Origin of the sequence: Microbacterium sp. CFH 31415, assembly GCF_022538185.1 — a bacterium.
GTDB lineage: Bacteria > Actinomycetota > Actinomycetes > Actinomycetales > Microbacteriaceae > Microbacterium.
The window spans coordinates 247,249-268,318 of record NZ_JAKYXC010000006.1 but is presented as its reverse complement, the minus strand read 5'-3'; the positions used below and the strand labels follow the sequence as shown (position 1 = coordinate 268,318).

The 21,070-nt window shown below is 70.0% G+C and carries 17 protein-coding genes; 5 read left to right on the top strand and 12 right to left on the bottom strand.

From position 1 onward, the window contains the following. Positions 1 to 141 precede the first annotated feature (141 nt). The 3 genes from MK786_RS09225 to MK786_RS09215 all read left to right on the top strand — a co-directional run bounded on the left by MK786_RS09225 (position 142) and on the right by MK786_RS09215 (position 7,070). Positions 142 to 3,363: a glycosyl hydrolase gene (locus MK786_RS09225; protein WP_241111928.1), complete on the top strand. Its 3,222-nt coding sequence runs from the start codon at positions 142 to 144 to the stop codon at positions 3,361 to 3,363. A 149-nt stretch (positions 3,364 to 3,512) separates the two neighbouring features. After that, a complete protein-coding gene (locus MK786_RS09220; RefSeq protein ID WP_241111927.1) occupies positions 3,513 to 4,814 on the top strand; it encodes an ABC transporter substrate-binding protein in 1,302 nt (433 codons plus the stop codon). Positions 4,815 to 4,904: 90 nt separating this feature from the next. Then, a complete protein-coding gene (locus MK786_RS09215; RefSeq protein ID WP_241111926.1) occupies positions 4,905 to 7,070 on the top strand; it encodes a glycoside hydrolase family 3 N-terminal domain-containing protein in 2,166 nt (721 codons plus the stop codon). Here the strand turns inward: MK786_RS09215 and MK786_RS09210 are convergent. The 4 genes from MK786_RS09210 to MK786_RS09195 all read right to left on the bottom strand — a co-directional run bounded on the left by MK786_RS09210 (position 7,063) and on the right by MK786_RS09195 (position 12,658). After that, positions 7,063 to 8,535, bottom strand: a complete 1,473-nt coding sequence (locus tag MK786_RS09210; RefSeq protein WP_241111925.1) for a family 43 glycosylhydrolase — start codon at positions 8,533 to 8,535, stop codon at positions 7,063 to 7,065. The genes MK786_RS09215 and MK786_RS09210 overlap by 8 nt on opposite strands. After that, complete coding sequence (locus MK786_RS09205) at positions 8,532 to 9,719, bottom strand: GDSL-type esterase/lipase family protein (protein WP_241111924.1); 1,188 nt, start codon at positions 9,717 to 9,719, stop codon at positions 8,532 to 8,534. Before MK786_RS09205 ends, MK786_RS09210 begins: the two co-directional genes overlap by 4 nt. Before the next feature lie 72 nt (positions 9,720 to 9,791). Further along, a complete protein-coding gene (locus MK786_RS09200; RefSeq protein ID WP_241111923.1) occupies positions 9,792 to 11,318 on the bottom strand; it encodes a DUF6379 domain-containing protein in 1,527 nt (508 codons plus the stop codon). Positions 11,319 to 11,353: 35 nt separating this feature from the next. Continuing rightward, positions 11,354 to 12,658 carry a DUF6379 domain-containing protein gene (locus MK786_RS09195; RefSeq protein WP_241111922.1) on the bottom strand — a complete coding sequence of 435 codons (1,305 nt, stop codon included), beginning with the start codon at positions 12,656 to 12,658 and terminating at the stop codon, positions 11,354 to 11,356. Positions 12,659 to 12,846: 188 nt separating this feature from the next. Between MK786_RS09195 and MK786_RS09190 the strand changes: the two genes are divergently transcribed. Continuing rightward, positions 12,847 to 13,800: a LysR family transcriptional regulator gene (locus MK786_RS09190; RefSeq protein ID WP_241111921.1), complete on the top strand. Its 954-nt coding sequence runs from the start codon at positions 12,847 to 12,849 to the stop codon at positions 13,798 to 13,800. After that, positions 13,797 to 14,609 carry an SDR family NAD(P)-dependent oxidoreductase gene (locus MK786_RS09185; protein ID WP_241111920.1) on the top strand — a complete coding sequence of 271 codons (813 nt, stop codon included), beginning with the start codon at positions 13,797 to 13,799 and terminating at the stop codon, positions 14,607 to 14,609. Before MK786_RS09190 ends, MK786_RS09185 begins: the two co-directional genes overlap by 4 nt. Here MK786_RS09185 and MK786_RS09180 read toward each other — a convergent pair. From MK786_RS09180 to pcaH, 8 genes are read right to left on the bottom strand one after another with little or no spacing between them, the layout of a single operon-like run. Further along, positions 14,579 to 15,748, bottom strand: coding sequence for a thiolase family protein (locus tag MK786_RS09180; RefSeq protein WP_241111919.1), 1,170 nt, complete (start codon positions 15,746 to 15,748; stop codon positions 14,579 to 14,581). The genes MK786_RS09185 and MK786_RS09180 overlap by 31 nt on opposite strands. 1 nt (position 15,749) lies before the next feature. Further along, the gene (locus MK786_RS09175) at positions 15,750 to 16,421 is read right to left on the bottom strand and encodes a 3-oxoacid CoA-transferase subunit B (protein ID WP_241111918.1); all 672 of its coding nucleotides are present in this window, start codon (positions 16,419 to 16,421) and stop codon (positions 15,750 to 15,752) included. After that, on the bottom strand, positions 16,418 to 17,176 hold the full coding sequence (locus MK786_RS09170) for a 3-oxoacid CoA-transferase subunit A (protein WP_241111917.1): 759 nt from the start codon (positions 17,174 to 17,176) through the stop codon (positions 16,418 to 16,420). The genes MK786_RS09175 and MK786_RS09170 overlap by 4 nt, the downstream gene beginning before the upstream one ends. Then, positions 17,173 to 17,577 carry a 4-carboxymuconolactone decarboxylase gene (pcaC, locus tag MK786_RS09165; RefSeq protein WP_241111916.1) on the bottom strand — a complete coding sequence of 135 codons (405 nt, stop codon included), beginning with the start codon at positions 17,575 to 17,577 and terminating at the stop codon, positions 17,173 to 17,175. The genes MK786_RS09170 and pcaC overlap by 4 nt, the downstream gene beginning before the upstream one ends. Continuing rightward, positions 17,558 to 18,352: an alpha/beta fold hydrolase gene (locus MK786_RS09160; protein WP_241111915.1), complete on the bottom strand. Its 795-nt coding sequence runs from the start codon at positions 18,350 to 18,352 to the stop codon at positions 17,558 to 17,560. Before MK786_RS09160 ends, pcaC begins: the two co-directional genes overlap by 20 nt. Then, entirely contained in the window at positions 18,349 to 19,701 is a 1,353-nt protein-coding gene (locus MK786_RS09155; RefSeq protein WP_241111914.1) for a lyase family protein, read from the bottom strand. The genes MK786_RS09160 and MK786_RS09155 overlap by 4 nt, the downstream gene beginning before the upstream one ends. Further along, the gene (gene pcaG, locus MK786_RS09150) at positions 19,691 to 20,251 is read right to left on the bottom strand and encodes a protocatechuate 3,4-dioxygenase subunit alpha (RefSeq protein ID WP_241111968.1); all 561 of its coding nucleotides are present in this window, start codon (positions 20,249 to 20,251) and stop codon (positions 19,691 to 19,693) included. Before pcaG ends, MK786_RS09155 begins: the two co-directional genes overlap by 11 nt. A 5-nt stretch (positions 20,252 to 20,256) precedes the next feature. Then, positions 20,257 to 21,066, bottom strand: a complete 810-nt coding sequence (gene pcaH, locus MK786_RS09145) for a protocatechuate 3,4-dioxygenase subunit beta (RefSeq protein ID WP_241111913.1) — start codon at positions 21,064 to 21,066, stop codon at positions 20,257 to 20,259. Positions 21,067 to 21,070: the final 4 nt, after the last annotated feature.

Sequence of the window (21,070 nt, the reverse complement as noted above, 5' to 3'; positions counted from 1 at the left end):
TCTGACCTCGTCGTCACACGCCGTCAGTGGCGCTGATGCCACTTTCACACACTTGCGTCGAAAGCACACATTAGTCCTAGCGATATCGGATATAAGTGGCGCGGTCCACGTCGAGGGCCGTGCGGCGGAGAGGATGAGAGCATGCCGGAGATCCTCCCCTCGAAGCCGACCCCGGCGGCGCTCTGGAACAGGTTCCTCCGCCCGCCGGACGACGCGCGACCTCGGGCGTGGTGGCACTGGATGGACGGGAACGTCGATCCTGAGGGCATCGTCCGCGACCTCACCTGGCTCCACTCCGTCGGGGTGCGGGGCGTTCAGCTGTTCGACGGCGGCATGGGCGTTCCACTCGTCGTGCCAGAGCCCGTACGTCCGGGATCTGCGGCATGGAGCGAGGCGATCCAGACCGCCATGCGCACGGCTTCCGACCTCGGCCTCGAGCTGGCGGTCGCCACCTCGGCGGGCTGGAGTGCCGCCGGAGGCCCATGGGTGGAGCCGCGCGATGCGATGAAGAAGATCGTGTGGTCGGAGGCGATCGTCGAGGGAGGCGGCAGGCGCACCGTGACGCTGCCCCCGCTTCCGGATGCTGCCGGCCTCTTCCAGGACGCCCGCCGCTGGGGCGCCGCTCCGCGGGAGCCGTGGGCTACGGACTGGCGCGTCGTCGGCTTCCCCGCGGACGACGCCCACGACGTGCTCCGACCCGACCGCGTCGGCGGCTCGGCTCCACTGGCCGACGTCGCCTGCCTCACGGACGGCTCTTTCGAGGCCGCGCTCGAGCTGCCGCGGGATCCCGACCGGTGGTCGTCGGCGTGGCTCGAACTCCAGTTCGACGAGCCTGTGACTGTCCGCGCCGTGACGGTGGGGCTCCCGGGTCCGCGCGGCTTCGGTGCGGCGCCACCGCCCGATGCCGTGCTCGAGGCCGACGACGACGCCACCGGCTTTCGGACCATCGCGCACCTCGAAGCCACTTCCGTTCCCGCGCGCACTGTCGCGTTCGCGCCCGTCACCGCACGCCGGTTCCGGCTGATCCTGTCGGGGGCGAGTGCTGCCGAGGCTCTCCCGCCCGTCGCCGACGGCGTGCGCATGCCGCCGGTTCTGCGCCGCAGCGACGCCTTCCTCGTCTCCGAGTTCGCACTCCGCGAGGGCGGCCGCATCCACCACGCCGAGACGAAGGCCGGCTTCGGCGTCGTGCGGGACTACTACGCCGTCGACACGGACGCACGAGCGGATGCCGCCGCGGTCAGAGCATCGGATGTGCACGATCTCACGGCGCTCGTGAGAGACGGACGCCTGGACTGGGACGCTCCCCCGGGACGGTGGCGCGTCCTGCGGCTGGGAGCGTCCCTGACCGGCCAGACCAACGGCCCCGCACTCGTGGACGCGACCGGCCTCGAAGTCGACAAGCTGGACGGCGCCCGGGTCGAGATGTTCCTGCAGCGCCATCTGACGCGGTTCGAGGCGGAAGGCTTCGACGCGCTGCTCAGCGACAGCATCGAGGCCGGCAGCCAGAACTGGACCGACCGCATCACGGAGAGGTTCCAGAACCGGCGCGGCTACGACCCCACGCCCTGGCTGCCGACGCTCGCCGGCTACCTCGTGGACGACGGGGACTGTTCGGACCGGTTCCTGTACGACTACCGACGCACCCTCGCCGAACTGCTCTCCGGCGAGTACTACGCCACTCTCGCCGCCGAGGCCCACCGTCGCGGCATGCGCTACTACGCAGAGGCCCTCGAGGACCGTCGCCCGCAGCTCGGGGACGACCTCGCGATGCGGTCGCACGCGGATGTGCCGATGGGTGCCATGTGGACGTTCGATCCGGAGGCGGGGCCGCGGCCGACGTACGTCGCAGACCTCAAGGGTGCGGCATCCGTCGCTCATGTGCACGGAAAGAGGTGGACGGGCTCCGAGGCGTTCACCAGTTTCGACCGGCCGTGGGCGTCGTCGCCCCGCACTCTCAAGCACGTCGCCGACCTGCAGCTGGCCCTCGGCGTGACGCGCTTCTGCATCCACACCTCGCCGCATCAGCCGCTCGCGGCGCCGCCGCCTGGCGTGGCCCTGGCGCCGTTCCTGGGTCAGGCGTTCACGGCGACGGAGACGTGGGCCGGCATGGCGGGACCGTGGATCGACTACCTGGCCCGCTGCTCCGCGGTGCTCTCCGCCGGCGAGCCCGCGGTCGACGTGGCAGTCTTCGTCGGCGAGGAGGCTCCGGTCACCGCCCTGTTCGGAGACGAGTTCGATACGACCGTGCCGGACGGATTCGACTTCGACTATGTGGATGCCGAGGGGCTGGCGCTCCTGCGCGTCGACGTGGACGGCACCCTGCGATCTGCGGGCGCCCGGTACCGACTGCTCGTCCTCGGCGGGTCGAGCCGCCGCCTCACCGTTTCGGCGCTGCGCCACCTCGAGCGGCTCGCCGACGCGGGGGCGACGGTCGTGGGGCTGCCCCCGCAGTCGACGCCATCGCTCGCTGATGACGAGGTCGCCTTCCGACGCCTCCGGGACGCCATCTGGGCCGGTGCCCGCCAGCCCGGGCACGTCATCTCGACGTCGGACCTGGCGGGGGCGTTCGCTTCCCTCGGACTGCGGTCGGACTTCGAGCTCACAGGGGCGCCCGTCCGCACCATCGCCCGCATCGTCGACGGTCAGCGGGTCACGTTTCTGGCCAACCCCTCGCACGAGGATGCGCGGGTCCGTTTCTCGGTGCCGCAGCGCGTCGGGGCCCTCAGTGCGTGGGATCCCATCGAGCTGCGGGCGACGCCGCTGTCCGGCGAACTCACCCAGGACGGGCGGACGGTGGTCGAGCTCGTTCTGCCGCCATTCGGATCCGTGTTCGTGGTGCCGGCCGGGTGGGCAGCCCAGGAAGAGCCCGCGAGCGACGGACTGGCAGCGTGCCGCGTCGTTCCGCTCCGCGGCGACCAGTGGGCGCTGAGCCTGCCCGGTCGGGACGAGATCGCGCTGCCGCGACCGGCACTATGGACGGAGCTGGACGACGAGGCGCGCGGGTTCTCAGGTACGGCGATCTACCGGTCGCGATTCGAGCAGAGTCTCCCTCTCGACGACGCGCGGGTGTGGGTCGACCTCGGGCGGGTGCACGATGTCGCGCGCGTCGTCGTCAACGGCGTCGACTGCGGGGTCGCGTGGACGGCGCCCTTCCGCGTGGATGTCACTTCCGCGCTGCGCGAGGGTGCGAACGTGATCCAGGTCGAGGTGGCGACGCCCTGGCGCAATCGACTGATCGCGGGGGCCGACCGACCGACGGGGCAGATCTTCCCCCCGATGACGACGGTGTTCGAGCCGTTCGCGGAACCACTGCCGGCAGGACTCGCGGGGCCTGTGGTCCTGCTTCGCGAAAACCCGGTGTGATCGGCCGAATACGCGAATCACTGGGGCTATTGCACCACATAAACGATACTAATGTCAGAAACCGGCGAATGTGTGTCAGAGTGATTGCGCGGCCAGCGGCCGAGCCAGCAACCCGACGCTGGCGACAACGAAGTCACGAAAGGGTCGAAATGCCACAGCACACAGCTTCCCGGCTCCGGTGGACGCTCCTGGCGGCGCCGCTCACGGGAGTCCTCATCCTCGCCGGCTGCTCCGGCGGCGGCGACAACGGCGGCGACAACAGCGGAGATGACGGCGGCGACGCTACCGCCCCCTTCAGCGTCATGGTCGCTCAGGCGAACGACCAGGACGACTTCTACGCACAGATCATCCAGCAGTATACGGACGAGACGGGCGTCGAAGTCGAGGTCATCCCCTACCCCTCCGACGCGTACAACAACCAGGTCACCACGCAGCTGCAGGCGGGCAATGCCGCCGACGTGATGATCCTCGCGCCCGGCACTGGTCAGCCGATCTCGGTGATCACCCTCGCCGAAGCGGACTTCCTGGAGCCTCTGGACGAGACATCCGCCGGCATCATCCCCGCAGGAGCCGAGGCCGAGTTCCAGATCGACGGCGACACGTACGCCCAGCCGACGGCGCTGACGCCGGTCGGAATGGTCTACAACGTCACCGCTGCCGACGAGGCCGGCGTCTCGGAGTACCCGGCGACCTACGAGGAGCTGCTCGACGCGTGCACGACCGCCCGCGACGGCGGCAAGACATTCACGGTCCTCGCCGGCGGCATCCCGTTCAACACGGGCCTGTTCTCGATGCTCGTCTCGGCGACCCGCGTCTACGCAGCCGACCCCGACTGGAACGAGCAGCGCGCCGCAGGTGACGTCACCTTCGCGGACAGCGGCTGGCGCGATGTGCTCGAGGACATCGTCGAGATGAACGACTCGGGCTGCTTCCAGGACGGCGCCGCCGGCGGCACCTTCGACAACATCACGCAGGGGCTCGGCGGCGGCACGTCGCTGACGGCCGCAGTCCCGGGCAGCGCCGCCGCCTCGATCAGCGGAGCCACCGGTGCGGAGCTCAACGTGCAGGCGTTCCCGCCGGCCGATGGCCAGGAGCCCTTCACGGTCACCGGCGCGAACTACGCGTGGGGCATCAACGCCTCGTCCGACGACGACGTCAAGGCGTCGGCACAGGCCTTCCTCGACTGGGTCGCCCAGCCCGAGAACGCACAGGCGTACGCCGAGCTCTCCGGAAGCGTTCCGATCACGGGCATCGACCCGGCCACCCTGCTTCCGCAGTACGAGCCCATCGGCGACCTGCTCGCCAGCGGCTCCTACGCCGGACTCCCGAACGCCACCTGGCCGAACCCCGCCGTCTATGACGCGCTCGGCACCGGCGTCCAGGGTCTGCTGACCGGTCAGAAGACGGTCGACCAGGTCCTCGAGGACATGGACGCGGCGTGGGACAGCTGATCGGCTGACAGCGCACGGCGGTGCCGCCCGGGATTTCGGTCCCGGGCGGCACCTGCCGTTTCACCCCGATGATCGCCGAGGAGGAACCCGATGTCGATGGACCGCATCCGTGAACTGATCGACCGCATGACGCTGCGCGAGAAGCTCGGTCAGCTGCAGATCGTCTTCCGGCCGAAGCTCGAAGACGCCGCCGAGCTCGTGCGCGCCGGCCTCGGGTCAGTGTTCTGGCCGCCGTCGGCTGCGGCCACGAACTCGCTGCAGCGCGTCGCCGTCGAGGAGTCCCGGCTCGGCATCCCGGTCCTCGTCGGGCTCGACGTGATCCACGGGCAGCGGACGATCGCGCCGGTCCCGCTCGCACAGGCTGCCGGGTTCGATCCTGCTCTCGTAACGGAGCTGGCCGCGCTCGCTGCGGCCGAGGCGCGATCGGGCGGGGTCACCTGGACCTTCTCGCCCATGGCGGACATCTCGCGGGATCCTCGATGGGGCCGGGTCGTGGAGGGCTTCGGCGAGGACGTGCACCTGACGAGCACGATGGTGCGCGCGATGGTGCGGGGCTACCAGGGGGGCGACCTCACGTCGCGCACTTCCCTTGCTGCGACCGCCAAGCACTTCGTCGCGTATGGCGCGCCCGAGGGCGGACGAGACTACAACGGTGTGGATGCCTCGGACCACCAGCTGCGCAACGTGCACCTCGAGCCCTTCCGCGCCGCGGTGGAGGAGGGTGCTGCCGGCGTCATGGCGGCGTTCAACACCGTGGCAGGCGTGCCGATGCACGCCAATCGGCGCCTGCTGACAGGAGTGCTGAAGGACGAGTGGGGCTTCGACGGGGTGGTCGTCGGCGACGCCGAGGGCGTGCGCAACCTCGTCGCGCATCGGGTGGCCGGCGACGAGGCGGCCGCCGTCGTGCTCGCGTTCGAGGCGGGACTCGACGTCGAGATGGGCGGGGCACCCGCCGACCTCACGGACGAGGCACTGACCCGCATCGACGGTCGCCGGCTGGACGACGCCGTCGCGCGCGTGCTCGCACTCAAGGAGCGGCTCGGCCTGTTCGACGACCCGTACGTCGACGAGGATGCGGAGATCACCGAGCCGTCAGCGCGCAGCCGCCGACTCGTGCGCCGCGCGGCCGCACGTGCGTGTGTGCTGCTCCGCAACGACGGGACGCTTCCTCTCGGCTCGCCCCGGCGCGTCGTGGTCACCGGCCCCTACGCAGACTCGACGGACCATCTCGGCGCGTGGACGCAGTACTTCGGAGCGCGCGCCGGAACGATCGCCGACCGACTCCGCGATCGCCTGCCCGACGCAGTCCTCGAGATCCTCCCCGGGGTGGGATTCCTCGACGAAGACGGGTCCGGGATTCCCGCCGTCGTCGCGGCCGCCCACTCCGCCGACGTGGTCGTGATCTGCGCCGGAGAGCCGAGCGCACTGTCGGGTGAAGCCGCCTCACGCAGCGACCTGCGCCTTCCCGGGCGCCAGGAGGACCTCATCCGCGCCGTTGCCGGCACCGGGACTCCGTTCGTCGTCGTGCTCGAGTCGGGCCGTCCGTTGGTCGTGGCGGACTGGATCGAGCACGCCCCTACGGTCGTCGCCGCGTGGCACGGAGGAACCGAGGCCCCTGCTGCGATCGTCGACGTGCTCCTCGGCGACGAGGATCCGGCCGGTCGCCTGCCGATGTCGTGGCCGCGGTCCGTCGGGCAGATCCCCATCCACTACGCCCACGAGAACACCGGCCGCCCTGCCACGACGGGGGGAACCCTCAGCGCCGACGAGACCGATGTCGGTCTTCACGGACCCGACAACCTGCAGGACAAGTTCACGTCGAAGTACCTTGACCTCGAGCTCGGGCCGCAGTTCTCCTTCGGCCACGGTTCGAGCTACGCCACGTTCGCGTGTGGCTCGCCCACGGTCTCCCGCGAGCACGTAGAGTGCTCCGCCTTGGATGCCGGAGCCGCCGTGACCGTGTCTCTCGACGTCACGAATACGTCGGCCCGGTCCGGCGACGACGTGGTGCAGGTCTACGTCGAAGACGTGGTCGCCAGCGTCGCCCCGCCCGTGCGCCGGCTCGTCGCCTTCGAGCGCCGCACCCTCACTCCAGGGGAGACTGCGTCATTCACGTTCGAGATCGGGCGGGACCAGCTGGGATTCTGGATGACGGATGCCGCGCAACCCCGTTTCGTCGTCGAACCGGGCGTCTTCCGCCTGCACGTCGGATCGACGCTCGCATCGATGCAGTCGGTCGAACTTCTCGTCAGCTGAGCGGGCGGTACCGGAAGCCCCGGAACCGCGCAGAGCCCGTGCCGACCGCGAAGAGGGCGGGGCGCAGACTCAGCAGGTCGCCCATCGTGTTGGCGTGGTAACCCGAGGTCTCGTACCGGATCTGGTGCCGCGTCCACTCACCGCCTGGCGCGCGATACCACCCGGTGACGATGTGGCGATCGTTCTGCAGCCGGAGCTGCAGCCGGCGGGTGACGGGCGCCGGTTCACGCCAGTGCGAGACATGTCCGCCCATGTAGCTCAGCATCCGTTCGCCGTCGACGCCCATGCCGCAGAACAGCCGGTCGTTGAAGTAGAGGAGAAGACCTGCCTCCGTGCCGCCGTCGGTGAGTTCGACGTCGACCTCGATCTCGTAGGCGTGCTGATCGACGACGACCGTGAGCGGCGATGTATCGCCCACGGACGCGCCCTTGCCCGCGAGCACAAGACCGTCACCAGCGGCGCGGACCCGACCGAGCTCGCCGGGCGACGGCGCGTGAAAGGTCCAGCGCTCCCCCAGCCGGAGGGTCTGGAAGTCGTCGTGGAACCCGGCAGCGGTCCGCTGGGGCGCCGCCCCCGCGGGGGCTGCGAGCTCACTGATGTCCGTCGCGCCCACAGGCCATCCGTCATCGGACCAGGTCACCGGCTCGAGGAGGATCTGCCGTCCGAGCGTGCGGTAGCCGTTCTCGTAGCCGTGGGACAGCATCCACCATCCGTCGCCCGCGGGTCCGGCGAGGATCGTCGCGTGTCCGCGCGACCACCACTTCTCGGCAGCATCCTTCGTCCGCGTCACCGGGTTGTGCGGGCTGTTCTCCCACGGACCGTCCACTGACCGGGATCGCGCGACGATCACCATGTGACCCGTCGGCGGACCGCCGGTGCCTCCGACCGCGCTCACGAGATAGAGCCATCCGTCGCGCCAGAAGAGCTTCGGACCCTCGAGCGCGTACGCCTCGGTGATCCATTCGTCGGGATAGCGCCACCCGTCGTAGACCTGCTCGAGGTCGCCGACCGTCGCCAGCCCGTCGTCGGTGAGCTGGATGCGACGGATGCCGTTGACGAACAGGTACCGCTTGCCGTCCTCGCCGACGACGTGGCCCGGGTCGATCGCGCCGCGGATGCCGAGGTCGATCGGGTCCGACCACGGACCCTCCATCGAATCGGCGTGGATCACGAAGATCGCGGGAGCAGTGAGGGTCGACCACGGCGCGGGGATGAACGGGATGTAGATGAAGAAACGTCCGCCCACCTCCGCGATGTCGACCGCGAAGGTGCTGCCGACCGGTTCGGCGAGCGCTGATCCGGCGTAGGTCCAGTTCACGAGGTCCGAAGATCGGTAGAGCAGCAGGCCGGGTGCCGACTCGAACGACGAGTACGTCATCCAGTACTCATCGCCGACCCGGATGACGGCGGGATCAGGACGGTCGCCCCCGAGCACCGGGTTCCGGAAGGTGTTCTGGCCGGTCATTGCTCGGCGTCCTGTCGAAGCCCGGCGCCCGGCCCCGCCGCGGCCATCCACTCGGCGACGACGGGAGCTGCGGCGAAGCGCTCCGCAATCATCAGATATCCGGCGGCGCTCGGGTGAAGGCCATCAGGCAGCTCGGCGATGTCGCCCGCACCGAAGAGGTCCAGACCGTCGAGGTAGAAGAGCGCGCGGTCGGCGACCGCGCGCGTCCGGACGACGTCTTGCAGGATCTCGCGCACCGAGCGCAGCGTGAGGGGCGGATTGAACGGGTCGGGCGTGCCGACGGGCGTTCCGCGACGCTCGCCCGTCTCGGGGTCGGTGACGGTCGGGCCGGGTGCGTCCTCGTGCATGGGGCAGAGAATCGGCGAGACCAGCAGGATCGGCGTCGTCGGGGCGCCCTCGCGGATCGTGTCGAGGAACCCGTGCACGGCGGGGACGAACGTCCGCCGCTTCATGGTGTCACCACCCACGATGTTGATGCCGATCTTCAGGCTGAGGAGGTCGGCACCGGAGTCGCGCATCGCCCGCGCGGTGAAGGGATCCAGGTGAGCGTTCGCGGCGAAGCCGAGGTTGGTCACGTCGAGATCCAGCTCGTCGGCTGCCGCGACGGGCCATACGCCGAGGGGAGTCGCCGCTTCGATGCAGTGGCTGATGGAGCTGCCGTGGTGCCACCACCGCAGCTGGTCCAGGCGTTCGGCAGATCGAAGCAGTGCATCGGCCCGTATGTCGCGGATCTCGACGGCCTCGGTCTGAGGAAGCCAGACGACGATGCGGCGGTCCTCAGCTCCCGTCCCACCCAGATCGAATCGCACGACGACCGGCTCGCCCTGGACGAGTCGCGGTCCGCCCGGCCACCCCAGGTGCAGTTCCGATCCACCCGTGACACGCGCATCACCGACCGGCCGGCCGTCCACCGTCGCCGAGAATACGGCCCACCATTCCTGAACGGGAACCCACGGCAGACGCAGACCGGTCGTCTCCACCGTGAGCTCGATCCAGGTCGCCGCCGTCCGGAACTCGCAGCGCACGCCTGACGCGTTCTCCGCCGCGAACCACATCCAGTCCGAGTCGGACTGAGCGCGCGCTCTCAGCGGCAACCGCACCGGCTTCAGGCCGGTCGCGGTTGCCTCGACGTCGACATTCCCCCGCATGCTCGCCCGGATGAGTTCGGCGCTCTCCTGGTTCACTTCGCTCCTTCATGGTGCTGACGCACGCTGCCCTGCTTCAGCCTGCCAGCCACTGCGCGATGGCGTCGATCGTCAGACGCGCGGCGGGGTCGGCAGGGTCGATGTGGCCGTGATCGGCGCCGGTGTCGGGGGCTGGAGGTTGCGCATCGAGCGGCGGATGAGATCGTGCTGGCGGCGCACGAGCAGCAGGGGGTCGACCTCCCCGAGCTCAGCGAAGGCGTGCCCCTCCCATTCGCTCGACCAGAATCCGCGATAGCCCCTCTCGACGAACACGCGCACGAGCTCGGGGTAGTCGATGGCGGGCTCCTGACCGGACTCGTCGATGTCGTAGAACTTGGCGTGCACGTGCAGGATCTGCGGCATGATGTCGGCCCACTCGTGCGGGTCGACGTGCCCGTGCATGTTGAAGGCGAGGTGAGCGAACGCCCCGAGCCGGCCCGGATCGAAGTCACGACCCTGCAGGTACCCGATGAACTCCTGCTGGCGCTCGCGGATCGGAGCGTCCGTGGCCCAGACCCGCTGGAGGGTGGCGACTGCTTCATCGTCCAGTCCGGCACGCCGCACTGCGCGCAGCAGCGTGGGCGACATGGCATGCATCGTGGAGGAGAAGTCCGCCACGAAGCCGAGAAGCGGCGACTCCAGGTCTGCGTACGTCTCGCGGACACGCAGGATCGGCTCCGCGTTCGGCCCCAGCGGAGCGTGGATCTCATAGGCCAGCTGCAGCTCGAGCCGCTCGGCGACAGGCAGCAGGCGGCGCAGCAGTGCGGGCTTGGCGGACTGGATGCGCACGAGCGGGAACCCGAGCTTCTTGGCGCCGTCCAGCATGACTTCCGAGAACTCGAACTCCTCGTCCGCCGTCATGTCGCGGTCACGCCGGCGGCCCATGTCGAGGTTCGCGCCGAACGAGCTGGCGACGAAACCGTGTCGGTCGAACGCGTCGCGCCACGCCCGCACGAAGTCGTCGGAGACGACGGGGTAGGTGGGCAGCACCTGAGAGGCGACGATCTCGATGCCCGGCCCGATGCCGAGCTCGGCGACCCGGTCGAGCAGCCCGGCGAAATCAAACCATCCGGCGCGGAACTCGGCGCTCGCCGAGTAGAGCGTCAGGCCCAGTCGGAACGGATCGGACTCGCTCGCCGGCGGTGGGGGCGCCACATCCGGCATGAGCGCCGGGGCCGGGGCATCCGTCTCCGTCACCGTCAGGCGCTTCGCGTCGTGCACGATGTTCGGCACGTAGAGCCCGGGACCGCCGTCCTCCCCGGGCGTGATCTGCATGTACGGCAGACGCAACTCGCCGTGCAAGACGATGTCGTGCTGCTCGCCGACGGCGAGGGGCGCCGAACGCCTTGCGATCAGCAGCGGATGCTCCTGCAGAAACCACAGGGCCTCGCTCTGCGCGGGCAGTTCATCGAGGGAATACCGCCTGCCTGCGTGCTCGAGCACGAGATCGACTGCGGGCACGCGCTGCCCGTCTACGGTGAGCTCGAGCGTCGAGACCGACGAGAGCCAGAGGCTGCGGTACCACGGCAGGGTCAGCCTCAGGGCCAGTCCTTCGCGGTGAGGCCGCAGGCTGTCGTCGTGAATCAGCCCATTGGGCATGCGGGTCTCCTGTCGGATCAGATGGGATGCCGGCGCTAGCGCAGCCGGGAGGCGACACGGCGCATCAGCGCGTGCTGGCGGCGCACCTGCTCGATCGAGCGCCATGGGGCACGGTCGCCCTCGTACTCGCTGGACAGCCAGCCGGCGTAGCCGGCGTCCTTGAGCCCCTGCAGCACCGGCTCCCACCGGATCTGCTGGTCGACGAGGTCGTCGTCGATGTCGTGGAACTTGGCCTGCACGAACACGACGTACTCACCGATGTCGATCAGGTCCGCAGGGTCGACGCCGATGCCGTCGAGGAAGGCCGGGCGCTGACCGGGCAGCTCGCCCGGTCGCAGCGGGATCGGCCGGTCCTGGAAGATGCCGGTGTCGATCAGCAGGCCGAAGTGCTGGGTGCCGGTGCGCTGGATGAGGTCGACGTAGTCGTCGACGACCTCGTGCTTGATCGGGGTCGGCGAGTGGATCTCGGGAGCGATGACGACGTCGAGCTCGGCGGCGAGGTCGAGGCTGCGCTCGACGGCTTCAGTCCAGCTCGGGTGAGGCACCAGGTCGCTCGTGATCACGCCGATCTTCGGGCGCACGAAAGAGAACCCGAGGCGCTTCGCGAGCCTGAGGTCGCGCTGCAGCAGCGCGGCACCTTCCCGAGCGGTGAGATCCCGTGCGTTCGGTCCGCTCGAATGCAGTCTGGTGTCGATCCACGAGCCGTAGTTCGTCGGCTCCAGCCCGTATCGGTCGAGCAGGGTGAACCACGTGTCGATCCACTGGGTGGACGGCTCGGGATAACCGGCGACGTGGCCCTCGCCGAGGATCTCGACGCCCGTCGCACCGACATCGGCGACGTGGGCGAGTGCGGTCTCGAGGTCGAGCACCGTCCCGAAGTCGTGCATGAAGCTGTAGAGGCTCACGCCGTAGCGGAACGGGCCGCCGTCGAGATCCGAGGTCAAGGTGATGCGCTTGGTCTGGCGGTAGGTCGACGGCTGATGCTCGAGAGGGATGTACGACATCCGCAGCCGCAGTTCGACGCTCACCTCGTGGATGCCCTCGGGCAGGCCTCCGGCGAACGGAACCGTGATGATCGCGGGATCCTCGAGCGGCCACCGCACGTCGTCCGAGTCCCACAGCTCCGCCAGCGAGTATGTGCGCCCCTGCAGCGTCCACAGCGGCACCTCCGGTCCGACGTCGACGACGTCGCCGACGCGCACCGAGACGCCGTCGATGAGGGATGCCGCCATCCCGCGGTACGACTGCATGCGCAGGCGCAGCTGGAAGCCGATGACCTCGCTCCCCTCGCGGACGTTGCGGAAGCCGACGGACTGGATCAGGTCTCGTTCGAGAAGCATCGATGCTCACTCTCTGCAGGGGCGATTCCTCGCGAGCCTACTCTGTTTAGCTGTATTCATGCATAAGTAAGATCTATACGCGCATAACTAAGACGGAGCCCATCGCCACGGGCGATGGCCCCTCGGCACCATATAGATCACACGGATACACTGTGCTCAGCGAACTTAGTCCGAAGGAACACAACGCCGTGTCCGATCCCCTGCTCTCTCGTCTCGATCTCAACCTGCTGGTCGCCCTGGACGCGCTCCTGACGGAGCGCAGCGTGACGCGGGCTGCGGAGCGCCTTCATCTCAGCCAGCCGGCCCTCAGCGCATCGCTCGCCCGGCTTCGCACCCACTTCAATGACCCGATCCTCGCCCGGCGGGGCAACACCTACGAACTCACCCCCCTCGCCCTGCGGCTGACCGAGCACACGACGACGGCACTGGATGCCGCGCGGCGGGTGTTCGAGAGCCAGGCCATCTGGACGCCGCACGACTCCTCGCGCGAGTTCTCCATCTACGGCTCCGACTACGGGTTCGCCACGATCGGAGCTGCTGTGTCGCGGCTCGCCGCAGAGGAGGCGCCGGGCGTGCGTCTGCGGTTCATGCTCCACAACCCCTCGATCGTCGAGGACGCCGCCGTGCGCCTGCGGTCCGTGGACGGCATGGTGATCCCGCACGGCCACCTCACTGAGCTGCCCTACGCCGACCTCTGGCGCGACGGCTGGGTCGTCCTCGCCTCCGACGACAACGACGAGATCGGCGACGCACTGACCATGGAGGTGCTCGGCCGGCTTCCCTGGGTCTTCACGTTCCAGACCCGGACCGCCTTCACCTCCGCGGCGCGGCAGCTCCAGCAGCTCGGCGTCGAGCCACGCGTCGAAGCCGTCGTCGAGAGCTTCCTCGCGCTGCCGCACTTCATCGCCGGGACCAACCGTCTGGGGCTCATCCAGGCTGGCCTGGCATCGACGGCGAGCAGGGTGGACGGCATCCGCGTGCTCGAGGTGCCCTTCGACGCGACACCCGTCGTCAACGCCCTATGGTGGCATCCGGTCCATGCGCGCGACCCCGAGCACACCTGGATGCGCGGCATCTTCGCGCGCGCGGCCGAGGAAGTCGCCGCCGGCGGCCACGAACTCACAGTCCAGACCCAGCGATGACCTTCCCCGGCCTGGACGGTGCAACCGTCGTCGTCACCGGCGCTGCTGCAGGACAGGGTCTTGCCGAGGTCCGGTTGCTCGCGGACGCCGGTGCGGTGGTCTTCGCGTCGGACCTCGGCGAGAAGATCCCCGCTTCGCTGCGCGAGGCGGGGGCGGCCTACCGCCGGCTCGACGTGGCCGACGAAGCCGACTGGGCCGAATACGCCGAATGGCTGCGCGGCGAGCTCGGCGGCCGGCCGCTGCACGGTCTGGTCAACAACGCCGGCATCACGCACCGGGCTCGCCTCGGCCATCTCGAGCGCGCGGACTGGGATCGAGTGCTCTCGGTCAACCTCACGGGCGCCATGCTCGGCATCCAGAGCGTGCTGCCTGTCCTGCACGCAGGCTCGTCCATCGTCAACGTCGGATCGTCCGCTGCGCTGACGGGCCATTACCCCGCGGCCTACACCGCGAGCAAGTGGGGACTGCGCGGACTCACTCACGCCGCCGCGACCGAGCTCGGACCGCGCGGCATCCGGGTGAACATCGTCCATCCCGGGTTCGTCGAGACTCCGATGACGTCGTCGGCTCCCGGCTCGATGCGCACCGCACAGCTCGAGCTCACGCCGCTCGAACGCACGGCGGACGCCGACGAAGTCGCCCGGACGGTCGCCTTCCTGCTGTCCGACGCCGCCTCGTACGTGACCGGCGCCGAGCTGCCCGTCGATGGCGGCTTCACATCGTCCGGCGGTGCGAAGCTCATCGCGGACCGCATCGCCGGCCGTCCGTCCGACCGGGCTCAGCGCTCCAGCACGACCGCCAGCCCCTGACCGACGCCGATGCAGAGGGCCGCGACGGCGACCCCGCCGCCCCGGCGACGCAGCTCATGGGCGGCATGCCCGATGATCCGTCCCCCGGACGCGCCGAGGGGGTGTCCGATCGCGATCGCCCCGCCGTGGACGTTGACCTTCGCGGGATCGAGGTCCGGCCACCCGGCGAGACATGCGAGCGACTGCGACGCGAAGGCCTCGTTGAGCTCGACCAGATCCACGTCCGCCCATGTGCGCCCGGCCCGCGCCAATGCCCGGTTCGCGGCTTCGACAGGTGCGACGCCGAAAACGTCGGGATCGTTTCCGAACACCCCTCGACCCGTGATCCGCGCGAGCGGATCCGAGTCGAGGGCGCCTTCGGCGCCCAGGAGAACGGCCGAGGCTCCGTCGTTGATCGGCGACGAGTTGCCCGCTGTCACCGTTCCGTCAGCCGCGAACAGGGCCCTGAGCGACCCCAGCTTCTCCAGCGAGGTGTCGTCGCGAATCCCCTCATCGCGCGTGAGCGCAGCACCGGGAACCTGCACGATCTCGGCGTCGTAGGCGCCTGCTGCCCAGGCCTCGGCGGCGAGCCGATGGCTGCGCAGGGCGAACGCGTCCTGCGCATCGCGGGGGATCCCGTAGATGCCGGCCAGCTTCTCCGCCGACTGCCCGTTCGAGATCGTCCACTCCTGCGGCAGCCTCGGGTTCGTCATCCGCCAGCCGATCGCGGTGTTCCACAGCGTCTGATTCCCCACCGCCGGCCATGGCTTCGGCGACTTCTCGACGACGAACGGGGCGCGGCTCATCGACTCGACGCCCCCGGCGAGCACGACCGAGACATCACCGGCCTCGATCGCCCGTGACCCCTGGATGACCGCCTCCACCGAGGATCCGCAGAGCCGGTTCACCGTCACCCCCGACACCGATGTGGGGAAGCCCGCGAGGAGGGCGCCGAAACGGGCGACGTTGCGGTTGTCCTCCCCGGCCTGGTTGGCGTCGCCGAAGATCACATCGTCGATGCGCGCCGGATCCAGGCCCGTCCGGTCGACGACGGCCCGCATCACCACCGCGGCGAGATCGTCGGGCCGGACCCCCGCCAGTGCGCCGCCGGCGCGGCCGAACGGCGTGCGGACGGCGTCGTAGACATATGCGGCGAGCATGTCAGGTGCCCTCGACGGATGCCGCGGCATCCGCCATCGATGCCAGCTCGAGGCCCGTGAGCTCGGCGAGCGACGCGACCGTGTTGTCGCCGAATGCCTCGCGGACCACGAACCGGCCGTCGACCACGTCGAAGACGGCGTGGTCCGTGTACACGCGCGTGACGCATCCGACGCCAGTGAGCGGGTAGGTGCATGCGGCGACGAGCTTGGACTCGCCCGCCTTCGTGAGGAGGTCGGTCATCACGAAGACCTCCTTGGCGCCGATGGCGAGGTCCATCGCTCCTCCGACGGCGGGGATCGCGCCCGGTGCGCCGGTCGACCAGTTGGCGAGGTCACCGCTCTGCGAGACCTGGAACGCGCCGAGCACGCACACGTCGAGGTGGCCACCGCGCATCATCGCGAAGGAGTCGGCGTGGTGGAAGTACGCGGCGCCGGCGAGTGCCGTCACCGGCTGCTTGCCGGCGTTGATGAGGTCGGGGTCGATCGAGCCCGACTCCGGCGCCGACCCCATCCCCAGCAAGCCGTTCTCGGTGTGCAGGATGATCTCCAGATCATCGGGCAGGTAGTTGGCCACGAGCGTCGGAGCACCGATCCCGAGGTTCACGTACGAGCCCTCGGGGATGTCGGCGGCGATCCGGGCGGCGAGCGCATCCCGGCTGATCCGGCTGCTCATTGGTCCACCTCCGCAGGTGCCTCAACCGGATGCGCCGGGCGTCCTTCGATGTCCACGCCTCCGACGAAGGTGCCGTCGCGCAGCCACGAGCGCTCGCCCACAGCGACGACACGGTCCACGAAGATGCCCGGCGTCACGACCGTCTCGGGGTCGATCCAGCCGAGCGGGACGAGCTCATCCACCTGGACGATCGTCGTCGTCGCGGCGGTGGCCATGATGGGTCCGAAGTTGCGGGCCGTCTCGCGGTAGACGAGATTGCCCCACCGGTCGGCGCGCAGCGCCGAGATCAGGGCGTAGTCGGCTTTGATCGGATGCTCCAGCACGAACATCCGGCCGTCGATCTCGCGCAGCTCCTTTCCCTCGGCGAGCTCGGTTCCCACGCCGGTGGGGGAGAAGAACGCCCCGATGCCGGCACCGGCCGCCCGGATCCGCTCAGCCAGGTTGCCCTGCGGGACCAGCTCGAGTTCGATCTCGCCGGCACGGTAGAGCCTGTCGAACACCCACGAGTCATGCTGACGCGGGAACGAGCAGACGACCCTGCGCACCCGTCCCTTCGCGAGCAGCGCCGCCAGACCGGTGTCGCCGTTTCCGGCGTTGTTGTTCACGATCGTGAGGTCGGAAGCCCCCTGCTCGATCAGGGCGTCGATGAGCTCGACCGGCTGCCCGGCGCGGCCGAACCCCCCGATCATCACCGTCGCGCCGTCCTGGATGCCCGAGACCGCGGCTGCGGCATCCGTCACCGTCTTGTCGATCACGAGGTCTCCTCCGCCAGGACCTCGTTCGCCACGCGGAAGGCCGTGTTGGCGGCGGGGACCCCCGAGTACACGGCGGACTGCAGAATCACCTCGCGGATCTCGTCGACGGTGAGCCCATTGCGCAACGCCGCCCGCACGTGCATGGCGAGTTCCTCGTGGTGACCGTGCGCGATCAGCGACGTCAGCACGGCGATCGAGCGCGACCGGCGATCGAGCCCCGGGCGCGACCAGACGTCCCCCCACGCGACACGGGTGATGAAGTCCTGGAAATCCGCTGTCAGCTCGGTCGTCCCTGCGATCGCCCGGTCGACGTGAGCGTCGGAGAGCACCTCGCGGCGAACGACCATGCCCTGGTCGTAGCGCTCCTCGTCGGTGAGTCCCTCACCGTCCGGTCGTGTCATCGGCCGTTCCTTCCACTCGGGCGAAGAAGTCTCTGAGCATCGCGGCGACTGCCTCTGGCTGTTCGGCGGGCGGCAGATGCGCAGCATCCGGCACCATCTCGATGCCTCCGCGCTTCGTACCCGAGGCGATCTCTGCGGCCTTCTCGCGTGGGGCGACGCCGTCGTGCTCCCCCCACAGCGCGAGGACGGGCGCCTCGATCTCAGCGAGCCGGTCGCGCACGTCGTACCGAGCCAGCGCTTCGCAGCACAGGGCGTAGCTCTGGTCGTCGGCGTCCTGCAGTGCGTGCAGCAGACGCCCGGTGAGCTCGGGATGCCTCGCCACGGACCCGTCGGCGAACCAGCGCTGCGCCGACGCGATGATCACACTCGACGTGCTCTGCGCGCGCACCTGCGCCGCCCGTTCGTGCCAGGCCTCGGGCTCGCCGAGCTGCGCCCCGGAGGCGACGATCGCGGCGGCGCGCACCCGGTCGGGGTGGCGCAGCATCAGCTCGAGGCCGGCCGCACCGCCCAGTGAGACACCCGCGTAGAAGAAGGGGCCGGCAGGAACGGACTCCGCGACGGCGTCGGAAAGTTCGCCGACGCTGAAGCCGGCGACGGCGGCCGGGGACGAGCCGTGTCCGGGCAGGTCCCACGCGACGATCCGGAACCGGTCGGCGAGCAGCGGCGCGACCGTCTCCCACAGGATCGTCGACGTCCCGAGAGACGGGCCGAGCACGAGCAGCGGAGCGTCCGCGGGGCCGATCGGCGACGTGAGCGTGACGACCGGCACGGTCATGAGTCGCGCTCCGTGTCGCCGCCGCCGGTCGCGAACTCCTCGGCCAGCCCGGTATACCGTGCGGGGTCGAGCAGGTCGTCGAGGTCGAACGCCGCCGCTTCGGGGAGGGCGCGCACGCGCGCGGCGAGGCCATCACCGGGCCCCGCGAGCAGCGCCGCGAAACGGTCCACGCCGATGAGAGGCTGCAGCGCATGACGCAGGCGCTCGCTCACGATGAGACCGCCCGTCAGCGCGAGGTTGCGCGCGACGGGGCCCTTCTGGACTCGCAGCCCGGCTGCGAGCCCGGCCGCATGCGCCGCTGCCCCGAGCGTGAGCCTCAGCAGTTCGCGCAGCGTCGGCCACTCCGCGTGCCAGGCGCCGTCGGGACGCTCGTCGACGGCGAGCGCAGACGTCAGGTGAAGGGTCGCCCCGAGCTGTGGAGCGCGCAGGGCGGCCGAGCGGATCAGGACGGAGGCGACCGGGTTCTGCTTCTGCGGCATCGCGCTCGAGCCTCCGCCGGCGCCCTCGGCGAGCTCACCGATCTCGGTGCGACCGAGCGTCGCGATGTCGGATGCCATCTTGCCGAGCGCGTCGAGCACCTGCACCAGCGTGTCGCCGAGCTCTGTGACGGGCGAGCGCTCGGAGTGCCACGGCGCGTCGGGAGCCCGCAGACCGAGCTCGACGGCGAAGGCGCGCGGGAGACGGGAGGCGGCGTCGGCGCCGAACTCGTCGACGTACGACGCGAGGGTGCCTGCGGCTCCGCCGAGCTGCGCGGGCAGTTCGCCGTGCACGCCACCGAGGCGTTCGATGGCACGACGGATGCCGCGTTCCCAGCCGGCGATCCGGGCGCCGACGGTCGTCGGCACCGCGTGCTGGGTGAGGGTCCTCGCCGCAGCGGCCTCGGCGGCATGGGCTCGAGCCAGGGCGCCGAGGGTGTCCGCCGTGCGGTCGAGGTCGCCGATGATCCGCGCGACGGCGGACCGCGCGATCGCCATGAGTGCCGTATCGAGGATGTCCTGGCTGGTCGCTCCGCGGTGGATCCACGGCGCGTCGTCATCGGCGACCGCCGTGCGAAGCCGCACGACCAGGGGGATGACCGGGTTGCCGCCGCCGACGGCAGCGGTGGCGAGTTCTTCCGCCGTCACGCCGTGGCCGCGGCATCCGATCTCGCTGCCCTGCCAGCCGAGCGCGTGCGAGACCCGCTCCGCCACGTCGCCGGAGACCAGGCCCTCGGCGGCGAGCGCGCGCAGGAGAGCGACTTCGGCGGTCACCAGTGCGTCGAGGACGGCGCCGTCGCCGACGAGTTCGTCGTGTCCGGCCGCCACCGGAGTCAGCAGCCCGCTGTCGAAGGATCTCGCGTCAGAAGGCAAGGAACACCGTTTCGTTCTCGCCCTGCAGGCGGATGTCGTGGTGCAGGTGACCGTCGGGAGTGCGGGTCGCGATCAGGGTCGCGCGGTCTTCAGGTTCGAGCGATGCGAGGAGCGGATCCGCGGCGAGGGCGTCGGCGTCATCGGGAAGGTAGATGCGCGTGTGGAGCTTGTCGGGAAGCCCGCGGGCGTAGACGATGGCCGCGAAGAAGGGCGCGCGCCCCGCGACCGCACCCGGATTGCGGGTCCAGAACTCGAAGCGACCCTCATCGCTCGTGAAGGCGCGGCCGAAGCCCGTGAAGGTGTGGTCGTCGCGGTGGAACGAGCCGCGCGCACGCGGGATCGTCCCGTCTGCGTCAGCGCTGAAGATCTCGACGAACGCGTCGGGGATCGGCGCCCCGGCGCCGTCGAGCACGGTGCCCGCGAGCACGATGGCACCCGGCGAGTGCGGGAAGGCGACCTGGTGCATCTTCGGAAACTCGACTCCGTACGCGAAGAAAGGGCCGGCCGTCTGGCCGGGGGTCGGGCGGTGCGTCTTGGCGGGGACGGTCATCGGGGTCACTCGCCTTCCTGCTCGAACCAGGTGGAGTCCGGGCCGTCCACGACGATGTCGAAGCGGTAACCGGTGGACCACTCGGGCGAGGTCAGGTCGTGGTCGTAGACGCCGACGAGGCTGTCGCGATCCTTCTGCCGCCAGATCGTGTTGTAGATCGGGTCGAGCGCGAAGAGCGGGTCGCCGGGGAAGTACATCTGGGTGACCAGCCGCTGCGTGAACGACGAGCCGAAGATCGAGAAGTGGATGTGCGCGGGGCGCCACGCGTTGACGTGGTTCTTCCACGGATAGGGCCCGGGCTTGATCGTCGTGAAGAGGTACTCCCCGGCGTCGTTCGTCACGGCGCGGCCCGCCCCCGTGAAGTTCGGGTCGAGCGGTGCCGGATGCTGATCGCGCTGATGGATGTAGCGACCGGCCGAGTTGGCCTGCCAGATCTCGATCAACTGGTTCGCCAGGGGGCGGCCCCACGAGTCGAGCAGACGCCCTCGGACGGTCAGGCGCTCGCCGAGCGGCTCACCGGCGTGCTGGAGTGTGAGGTCGGACTCGATCGCCGCCACGTCGCGCTGGCCGAACGCGGGGGAGAGCAGCTCGATCGTCTCGGGGTCGACCAGCTTCGGGTTCTTCGTCGGGTGGCGGAGGATGCTCGACCGGTACGGGGGGAAGTCGTGCATCGTGGCCGGCAACGACTCCCCGCCTGCCTCGCGGCGAGCGTAGAGGTCGTGCAACTCGGTGATCTCGCCGGTGATCGCCGACTGCGACGCCTGATCCGGCGAGGCGAGCAGAGTCTCTGGCGCGGCTGCGGTGCGGTACGACACGGGT

Coding starts and splice junctions, on each gene's coding strand:
- pcaC (WP_241111916.1), bottom strand. CDS start 17,577: ATGACACGACCGGACGGTGAGGGACTCACCGACGAGGAGCGCTACGAC.
- MK786_RS09185 (WP_241111920.1), top strand. CDS start 13,797: ATGACCTTCCCCGGCCTGGACGGTGCAACCGTCGTCGTCACCGGCGCT.
- MK786_RS09195 (WP_241111922.1), bottom strand. CDS start 12,658: ATGCTTCTCGAACGAGACCTGATCCAGTCCGTCGGCTTCCGCAACGTC.
- pcaG (WP_241111968.1), bottom strand. CDS start 20,251: ATGACCGTCCCCGCCAAGACGCACCGCCCGACCCCCGGCCAGACGGCC.
- MK786_RS09175 (WP_241111918.1), bottom strand. CDS start 16,421: ATGAGCAGCCGGATCAGCCGGGATGCGCTCGCCGCCCGGATCGCCGCC.
- MK786_RS09220 (WP_241111927.1), top strand. CDS start 3,513: ATGCCACAGCACACAGCTTCCCGGCTCCGGTGGACGCTCCTGGCGGCG.
- MK786_RS09225 (WP_241111928.1), top strand. CDS start 142: ATGCCGGAGATCCTCCCCTCGAAGCCGACCCCGGCGGCGCTCTGGAAC.
- MK786_RS09180 (WP_241111919.1), bottom strand. CDS start 15,748: ATGCTCGCCGCATATGTCTACGACGCCGTCCGCACGCCGTTCGGCCGC.
- MK786_RS09215 (WP_241111926.1), top strand. CDS start 4,905: ATGTCGATGGACCGCATCCGTGAACTGATCGACCGCATGACGCTGCGC.
- MK786_RS09160 (WP_241111915.1), bottom strand. CDS start 18,352: ATGACCGTGCCGGTCGTCACGCTCACGTCGCCGATCGGCCCCGCGGAC.
- MK786_RS09200 (WP_241111923.1), bottom strand. CDS start 11,318: ATGCCCAATGGGCTGATTCACGACGACAGCCTGCGGCCTCACCGCGAA.
- MK786_RS09210 (WP_241111925.1), bottom strand. CDS start 8,535: ATGACCGGCCAGAACACCTTCCGGAACCCGGTGCTCGGGGGCGACCGT.